The organism is Thermovirga sp., from assembly GCA_012523215.1.
Lineage (GTDB): Bacteria > Synergistota > Synergistia > Synergistales > Thermovirgaceae > 58-81.
In genome coordinates, this window is sequence record JAAYIZ010000129.1 from 1 (window position 1) to 8,535 (window position 8,535).

The following is an 8,535-nucleotide window of genomic DNA, read 5'->3' on the forward strand; positions in this document are numbered from 1 at the left end:
ATATGCCTTAATTTTGGGATTGCCGAACAGTTTGGTGGCGAGTGTAACCTGAGGTTTGACGATACCAATCCGAGCAAGGAAGAGTCGGAGTACGTGGAATCTATAATTGAAGATGTGACCTGGCTCGGTTTCCGTTGGGCGAACCTGCGCTTCGCCTCGGATTACTTTGAGCAGTTCCACGAATGGGCCCTTGAACTCATTGAGGCGGGGAAGGCTTATGTCGATCATCAGACCGCCGACGAGATCAGGGAAAACCGAGGTACCCTAACCAAACCAGGGGTAGAATCCCCCTACAGCAACAGGTCCGTAGAGGAAAACTTGATGCTGTTCCGCAAGATGAAGGAGGGTCATTTCCCCGAGGGAGAATGCGTTCTCAGGGCTAGGATCGATATGTCCCATCCCAACCTCAACATGAGGGACCCCGTAATGTACCGGATCCTTCACCAGCCTCATCACAGGACAGGGGACAAGTGGTGCATATACCCCATGTATGACTTCGCTCATGGTTACGAAGACGCCATCGAGGGGGTGACCCACTCCATTTGCACCCTTGAATTCGAGGACCATCGCCCCCTTTACGACTGGTTCATCGATAATGTATCGGTTCCTTCCAGGCCGAGGCAGTATGAGTTCGCCCGGCTCAACCTTACCTATACCCTTATGAGCAAGAGAAGGCTCCTTGAACTGGTTTCGAAGGGTTTCGTTTCCGGATGGGACGATCCCAGGATGCCCACAATCAGTGGTTTGAGGCGGCGGGGATATACCCCTTCCTCAATAAGGGCCTTCTGCAGAAAGATCGGGGTCTCCAAGGCAAACAGCCTTGTCGATGTGGAACTTCTTCACCACTGCATAAGGGATGAGTTGAACGCTGTCGCGCCCCGGGCCATGGCGGTTTTGAGACCCCTGAAACTCATCATAGAGAATTATCCCGAGGGCGTTAGCGAGGAGATCGATGTCCTGGTAAATCCTGAAGCTGAAACCGCTGTATACCGGAAGGTACCCTTCAGCAAGGAGTTGTACATCGAGAGGGAGGACTTCATGGAGAACCCTCCCGCCAAGTTCTTTCGCCTTTCACCGGGTGCGGAAGTGAGACTTAAGCATGCCTATATTGTAAAATGTAATAGTTTCGAGAAAGGACCTGATGGCCGGGTGGCCGAGGTAAGATGCGAATACTATCCCGAATCCAGGGGAGGGGAAGCGCCCGACGGGCGCCGCATCAGGGGAACTCTCCACTGGGTGAGCGCCGCCCACGCGATAAAGGCCGAGGTCCGGCTTTACGATCATCTCTTCACGCTCGAAGCTATGGATGAAATGGAAGAAGGTGCCGATTACAAGGACTACCTTAACCCGGATTCGCTGGAGGTGATCCAGGACTGTATGGCGGAACCATCCCTGGCCTATGCCGCATCCATGGATCGATTCCAGTTTCTAAGGCAGGGCTATTTCATTACAGATTACGATCACCGGAAGGGAAAACCCGTGTTCAACCGGACCATTTCGCTCAAGGACAGTTGGGCTAAAAAAATGGGCCGGCGGCCCGGTTAGGTTTTTAATCCTGGACTGGGTGGATCATTGCCGAAAAAGAGGAGGGGCCCCCTTGATAAAGGACCGTTCCTCCAGGGGAGACTGGAGTTCAGGAGCCAGGTCGTTGTTCAGGCGTTTCGAAATAGCGGGCAGGGACCAAGGCTGGTGGGACCACGACGGGCCGATGGTGGTTGCGGTCTCCGGAGGCAGCGATTCCATGGCTCTTTTCTGGCTCCTCCGTTTCAGGTGGAAAGGCAGAGTGGTCGCTGCCCATCTTGAGCATGGCTTTCGAAAGGAGACTTCCCTCAGGGACGCCGCGTTTGTGGAGCGCGTATGCCGCGAATGGAATACTGAGTGCCACGTGGAACACCTCGATATCCCCTCGATAAAACGCAGGGGGGAAACCCTTGAAGAGGCGGGTAGGAGGGAAAGGTATGCCTTCCTCCATCGGGTAGCATCCTCGCAGGGGGCGCCTTTTATCGCGACGGGGCATACCTCCGACGACCTAGCCGAGACAGTTTTCCTGAATCTGCTCCGCGGGACGGGGATCAGGGGCCTGAGGGGTATACCCTGGACCAGGGGAAAGGTTGTCCGTCCCATTATGGGCATCTCCAGGGATGAGCTGCGAGGGTTGCTCCTCGAAGGTTCCGTCCACTGGATGGAAGATGAGACGAACATCGAGACAAAATATTTTCGCAACAAGATAAGGCATGTCTTTCTTCCCCTGCTTATTTCTGAAGGAAACAAGCGTTTCGTGGACCATCTTTTGGATCTTTCTTCGGAAGCCGGGCAACTGGAAGACCTGATAGAAAAGAAATCGGCAATCATGGCGGCGTGGTGCCGGATATGGCAGCCCTTAGCGTTGAGATCGTGGGACTTGGCTCTCCTGCAAAGAATGGAGGACCAAGCCATCCAGTCGATCTTCGCCTTTGAGGGAAGAAGCCTGGGCCTTTCACCCCTTTCAAGGGAGAAGACATCAAGGTTTCTCGAACTGATACGGAAAGGCGAGAGACGTTGGCGTTTTCAATGGGAAGGTGATCTCGAAATCTGTGCTTCCGGAAAAGCCGCTTCCCTCGTGAAAAGAGAAACCTTCTCTTCCAAAGGACCTGGCAGGGAAAACTTCAATCTTCGCGGGGAAAGAGGGTCCTTCCGATGGGGTCCATGGTCCTTTGACTGGCGATTCATCCCCGGCCGACGTTTTGCCCTGGGGTCGGCAAGTTGCCTGATCCCCGCCGATGGGGCGGATTTCGTGGAAGTGCAAGCCGCCGACACCGCGAAAAAAGATGATCCAGACCGATCGGAAATACCCTGGTGGGCGGAGAGAAACTGGCCTTCGGTCAGGTTCTCCAGGACCTTCTGGAGCCCCTTCTCATGCCCATTAGATTCAAGAAGGGCAATAGACGAGGGGAAGTTCGGCTCCTCTCTGCAACTTCGGGCGAGGATCACTAGGAAGGGAAGGAAAGGAGAGAACGAAGATGGAATGTGACCTCGGAGAGGTCTTGATCAGGAGAAAGACCATCCAGGACAGGGTTCGAGAACTCGCTTTCGACCTCGGTTCCGCCTATGGAGACAGGAGTCTCGTGCTCATCGGTGTTTTGAAGGGAGCCGTTGTTTTCCTTTCCGATCTGATCAGGGAGCTTCCGACATCGATGACGACAGAGATGGATTTCCTCGCCGTGGCATCCTATGGAACATCCACTGAATCCAGTGGAGTTGTGAGGATAATCAAGGACCTTGATGTCGACATAAACGGCAGGAATGTCATCCTCGTCGAGGATATTGTGGATACGGGGCTCACTCTTTCTTACCTTGTCAGCATCCTCAGGGAGAGAGAACCGGAGATGCTGGAGATCTGTTCTCTGCTGGACAAACCTGCCAGGAGAAAGATAGATGTTGAAATTACCTTCAGGGGTTTCGAAATTCCCGATGAGTTTGTGGTAGGCTATGGCCTGGATTATTCCGGGAAGTGGAGAAACCTCCCCGAGATATACACCCTGAGAAGAAGGGGCTAAACCCGTTCTGGTAGGGTTCTTTGTTCTTTTGAACGAGAGGTGGGAACGTATTGGGGAAAATGGCAAAGAACCTCGGGCTTTACCTGGTGATGATCGTACTGGTTGTAAGCCTGGTGAATATGTTCCTTTCGCCGGCTCAAAGCCCCGAGGAGCGTGAACTGATCAGTTACAGCACCTTTTTGAACTATTTCCAGGAAGGGAAACTGGAACAGGTCTCAATCGAGGGTGACCTAATAAAAGGTACCCGGGAGGGAGGGGTCCAGTTCCGGACCATAGCCGTCGGGATCGGTGACCTAGCTCCCCAATTGGCCGAGAAGGGAGTCCAGGTGGAGGTCCTTCCTCCAGCGAAATCACCGTGGTGGGTCACCATGATGTCCTCCCTCTTTCCCACCCTGCTCCTGATAGGAGCCTGGGTTTTCATCCTCTATCACATGCAGGGCGGGAGCAACAAGGTTATGAGTTTCGCCAAGAACAAGGCGAAACTCTTCCTTGATAATAGGCCCAAGGTTACCTTCGCCGATGTGGCCGGTTGTGATGAATCAAAGGAGGAACTGAAGGAAGTCGTCGATTACCTCAGGGACCCCACCAGGTTTTCCAGGCTGGGCGCCAAGATACCTAAGGGGGTGCTCCTGTTGGGACCTCCCGGCGCCGGCAAAACCCTTCTGGCAAGGGCCTGTTCGGGCGAGGCCGATGTTCCCTTTTTCAGCATCAGTGGTTCTGATTTCGTTGAAATGTTCGTGGGCGTGGGTGCCGCCAGGGTTAGAGACATGTTCGAACAAGCCAGGAAGAACCAACCCTGCATAGTATTCATCGACGAAATAGACGCCGTGGGGAGACAGCGCGGGGCAGGTCTCGGTGGTGGCCACGATGAGAGGGAACAGACTCTTAACCAGCTCTTGGTCGAGATGGATGGTTTCAACGTGTCATCGGGGATCATCCTGATAGCGGCGACCAACCGCCCCGACATCCTGGACCCGGCCCTTCTCAGGCCCGGTCGGTTTGACCGGCACATTGTGATTGACCGTCCGGACAGGAATGGGCGAGAGGCAATCCTCAAGGTTCACCTCAGGGACATGAAGACCGATGAAGACGTGGATCTCGAGGTGCTTGCGAAGAGGACGCCCGGTTTCGTCGGGGCCGACCTAGCCAACCTCGTAAACGAGGCGGCCCTTCTCGCCGCCAGGAAGGACAGGAAGAACATATCCATGGCCGAATTCGAGGAAGCCACTGACAGGGTACTCGCAGGACCCGAGCGGAGGAGTAGATTGATAAGCGACCATGAAAAGGAGATCATAGCCTTCCACGAGGTAGGGCATGCTCTCGTCGCGAAGATGGTGCCTGGTTGCGATCCTGTCCACAAGATATCGATCATCCCAAGGGGACATAAGGCACTTGGTTATACCCTTCAGCTCCCGGAAGAGGATCGATTTCTCATGTCCAAGAAGGAACTTATCAACAGGATATGCGTGCTCCTGGGCGGCAGGGTGGCCGAGGAGATTCATTTTTCGGATATTACCACCGGTGCTCAGAATGACCTCGAAAGGGCGACCCAGATAGCCAGGCAAATGGTGACGGAGTTTGGCATGAGCGATTCCCTGGGGCCGGTCACGCTCGGGAGGAAGCAGCACGAAGTCTTCCTGGGCCGGGACATCATGGAAGATCGTAATTATAGCGACGAAGTGGCCTACGCCATCGACCAGGAGGTACGGCGCATCGTTGAAGACTGTTACGAAAGGGTCCGCGAAATCCTTAAGGAGAATCACGAGGCCCATGTCAGGATTGCCAGGACACTCCTCGCTGAAGAGGTCATCGAGGGCGATCGCCTCGACGCTCTGCTTGAGGAGGGCATCATAAGGCCCACAGAAGGGCTCGACGATGATTGTTCCACCGTTTTGACGAGGGAAGGAAAAGAGGGAGGGTCCGTTGCCTGAAGGGAGAGGCCCGACCGACTCCCAAAGGGGTGACCCTTTCGCCTGGCGGATGACCCGAGCGTTCGGCCGGATCCTTTGAGGTCGGGCGCTCTTTTCACTTTAAATGCGTCAAAGGGAGGCAACCTTGAGCGATAAATTGAAAGCCTTTGAACTTCGATCCGAATGGCCGCCGGCGGGAGACCAACCGGAGGCCATCGGCCGCCTTGCCGAAGGCTTCAGGAAGGGCGAGCGTTTCCAATGCCTCTTAGGGGTTACCGGCAGCGGCAAGACTTTCGCGATGGCCAATGTCATTGAAAGGCTGCAGAGGCCCGCCCTTGTCCTGGCGCACAACAAGACCCTGGCGGCTCAACTCTACAGCGAGTTCAAGGAGTTTTTTCCGGAAAACGCGGTTCACTATTTTGTCAGTTACTACGATTATTACCAGCCGGAGGCCTACGTACCAGTATCCGATGTCTATATTGAAAAGGACGCTTCCATAAACGAGAGGATCGAAAAGCTAAGGCTGGCCACGACGAAGTCACTTCTTGAAAGAAAAGATGTAATAGTCGTGGCGAGCGTTTCGTGCATCTACGGTCTTGGCAAGAGAAAGGCCTATGAAGAAGCCATTTTCCGCTTTGCCCTGGGAGAACGTTTTGAACGCAGGGATTTTCTCTCAAGGCTTGTCTCAAATCACTACGAAAGGAATGATTTGGACCTCCGTCCGGGTACTTTTCGTGCTAGGGGCGGGGCCATCGAAGTCTTCCCAGCGTACAGCGACACGGCCGTGAGGGTACACCTGGAGGATGATGTAGTCGAAAAGATCGATGAGATAGAACCGTTGACGGGAAAGAGCATCCTCTCCAAGCCCAAGGCCGCGATATTCCCGGCCCAGCATTACATAACGACCCAGGATGCTATCGGCGACGCCCTTCCTAAGATCGAGGAAGAGCTCCAGGAAAGGCTGCAATATTTCAGATCCAGGGATAAACTCCTCGAGGCGCAGCGGCTGGAAATGAGGACCAGGTACGATATGGAGATGCTCTCCGAGGTGGGGTACTGTTCCGGGATTGAGAACTACTCCCGGATCCTCGATGGAAGGCAACCCGGTGAAACACCGGGAACATTGCTGGATTTCTTCCCCGAGGATTTTCTTTTCTTCATCGATGAATCCCATATCACGATACCCCAGGTACAGGGAATGTATAACGGGGACAGGGCCAGGAAGCAGACCCTGGTGGACCATGGGTTCAGACTGCCGTCATGCCTCGACAACCGTCCCCTTAAGTGGGACGAGTTCTACGCTTTTTTGAAGCAGGCCTGTTTCGTATCTGCCACTCCTGGAGACTGGGAAATGAGTGTCTCCTCGACTGTAGCCGAATTGATCGTACGTCCCACCGGAGTTGTCGATCCCGAAGTGATCGTTGCGCCCGCGACGGGGCAGGTAGACGACCTGACGGAAAGATTGAGAAAGGTTGCCGCCAGGGGAGAGAGGGCGCTTGTAACCACCCTTACTAAACGGTCCTCCGAGGATCTTGCCGAGTACCTATCGGAGATAGGTTTTGGTGTTAAATATATCCACTCCGAACTGGACGCCTTTGAGAGGACGGGACTGATCAGGGACCTCCGAAGGGGAGAAATCTCGGTTCTGGTGGGCGTGAATCTACTCAGGGAAGGACTTGACCTACCCGAGGTTTCCTTCGTGGGAATCCTCGATGCCGATAGGGAAGGTTTCCTCCGCTCCAGGAGATCCCTCATCCAGATGATAGGAAGAGCTGCCAGGAATACGGCAGGCCAAGTGATCCTTTACGCCGACCAGGAGACGGGCAGCATAAAAACCGCCCTTGAGGAAACGTCAAGGAGAAGGGAAAAGCAGTTAAATTTCAACAGGATGCATAACATTACTCCCAGGACCGTGCATAAGAAGGTCCTGTCCCTGCTCCCGGAGGAACAATCGGTGGATATTCCCCTTGAAATATCCTTGAGGCCGGGAGGTGAAGGTTTCACCAGCCAGGAACTGGAGAGGATGATGTGGAAGGCCGTTGAGGATCTTGATTTCGAGAAGGCGGCCGTCCTGAGGGATATTCTCCAGAAGGGCCAAGGAGGCGGATTCAGACGTGCCGCAATGGATAGAGGTAAGAGGAGCAAGGCAGCACAACCTGAAAAACATAGACGTAGACATACCTAGAAACAGCCTGGTCGTCATCACGGGACCATCAGGCTCGGGGAAATCATCGCTGGCTTTCGACACGATCTACGCCGAGGGTCAACGCCGCTACGTGGAATCACTGTCTTCTTATGCCAGACAGTTCCTTGGAGTGCAGGATAAGCCCGATGTAGACGATATCTCGGGCCTCTCGCCCGCTATCTCAATCGAGCAGAAGGGAGTATCCCGCAATCCAAGGTCAACCGTCGGAACTGTGACCGAGGTTTACGATTACCTGAGGCTCCTCTTTGGTAGGACCGGGACGCCCCTATGTCCCCAGTGCGGCAAGGCCGTCGAGAGGCACACCGTTGACGAAATCCTGGAAATGCTTTTGCAGAAGCACGAGGGTGAGAAGGTGGATATACTCTCCCCTGTAGTGAGGGGGAAAAGGGGTGAATTCCGGAACCTCTTCCTGCAGTACCAGAAGGAAGGTTTCCTCCGTGTGAGAGTCGATGGCACTCTCTTCTGGCTGGAGGAAGACATCCCCCTGGATAAAAACAAGAAGCATGACATCGAGGTGTTCATCGATCGGCTCACCGTGGAAAACAGCAGGAGGGATAGGCTTGCCGAAGCCGTCGAAAACTCTCTTTCTCTCAGCGAGGGTTACCTGATGCTTCTTTTTGGAGACCAGGAGGTGATCATCACCGAGAAGTACGCGTGCCCGGACTGCGATATCATCCTTCCCGAGATCGAGCCCCGGCTTTTTTCATTCAATAACCCTTACGGGGCCTGTCCCGCTTGCAATGGCCTTGGTAGTCACCAGTACTTCTCCGAAGAACTGGCCGTGGACCCCACCGTCGGGGTTTTTGATGGAGCGATTCTTCCCTGGAAGAACAAGCACTACATGCTGAGGAAACTGGCGGCCCTTGCCCGGGATCGAGGTTGG

Annotated in this window: 6 protein-coding genes; all 6 read left to right on the forward strand. The window is 54.4% G+C overall.

Annotated elements, in window-relative coordinates:
• A partial coding sequence (locus GX108_03590) for a glutamine--tRNA ligase/YqeY domain fusion protein (protein ID NLO56126.1) occupies positions 1 to 1,545 on the forward strand: 1,545 nt, incomplete at its 5' end.
• 52 nt (positions 1,546 to 1,597) lie between these two features.
• Complete coding sequence (gene tilS, locus GX108_03595) at positions 1,598 to 3,010, forward strand: tRNA lysidine(34) synthetase TilS (GenBank protein NLO56127.1); 1,413 nt, start codon at positions 1,598 to 1,600, stop codon at positions 3,008 to 3,010.
• The gene (gene hpt, locus GX108_03600) at positions 3,000 to 3,536 is read left to right on the forward strand and encodes a hypoxanthine phosphoribosyltransferase (GenBank protein NLO56128.1); all 537 of its coding nucleotides are present in this window, start codon (positions 3,000 to 3,002) and stop codon (positions 3,534 to 3,536) included. The genes tilS and hpt overlap by 11 nt, the downstream gene beginning before the upstream one ends.
• Positions 3,537 to 3,586: 50 nt before the next feature.
• On the forward strand, positions 3,587 to 5,467 hold the full coding sequence (locus tag GX108_03605; GenBank protein NLO56129.1) for an ATP-dependent metallopeptidase FtsH/Yme1/Tma family protein: 1,881 nt from the start codon (positions 3,587 to 3,589) through the stop codon (positions 5,465 to 5,467).
• Positions 5,468 to 5,570: 103 nt separating this feature from the next.
• On the forward strand, positions 5,571 to 7,631 hold the full coding sequence (gene uvrB / locus GX108_03610; protein ID NLO56130.1) for an excinuclease ABC subunit UvrB: 2,061 nt from the start codon (positions 5,571 to 5,573) through the stop codon (positions 7,629 to 7,631).
• Positions 7,561 to 8,535: excinuclease ABC subunit UvrA (locus GX108_03615; GenBank protein NLO56131.1), on the forward strand; the 975-nt coding region annotated here is incomplete at its 3' end. The genes uvrB and GX108_03615, both read left to right, overlap by 71 nt.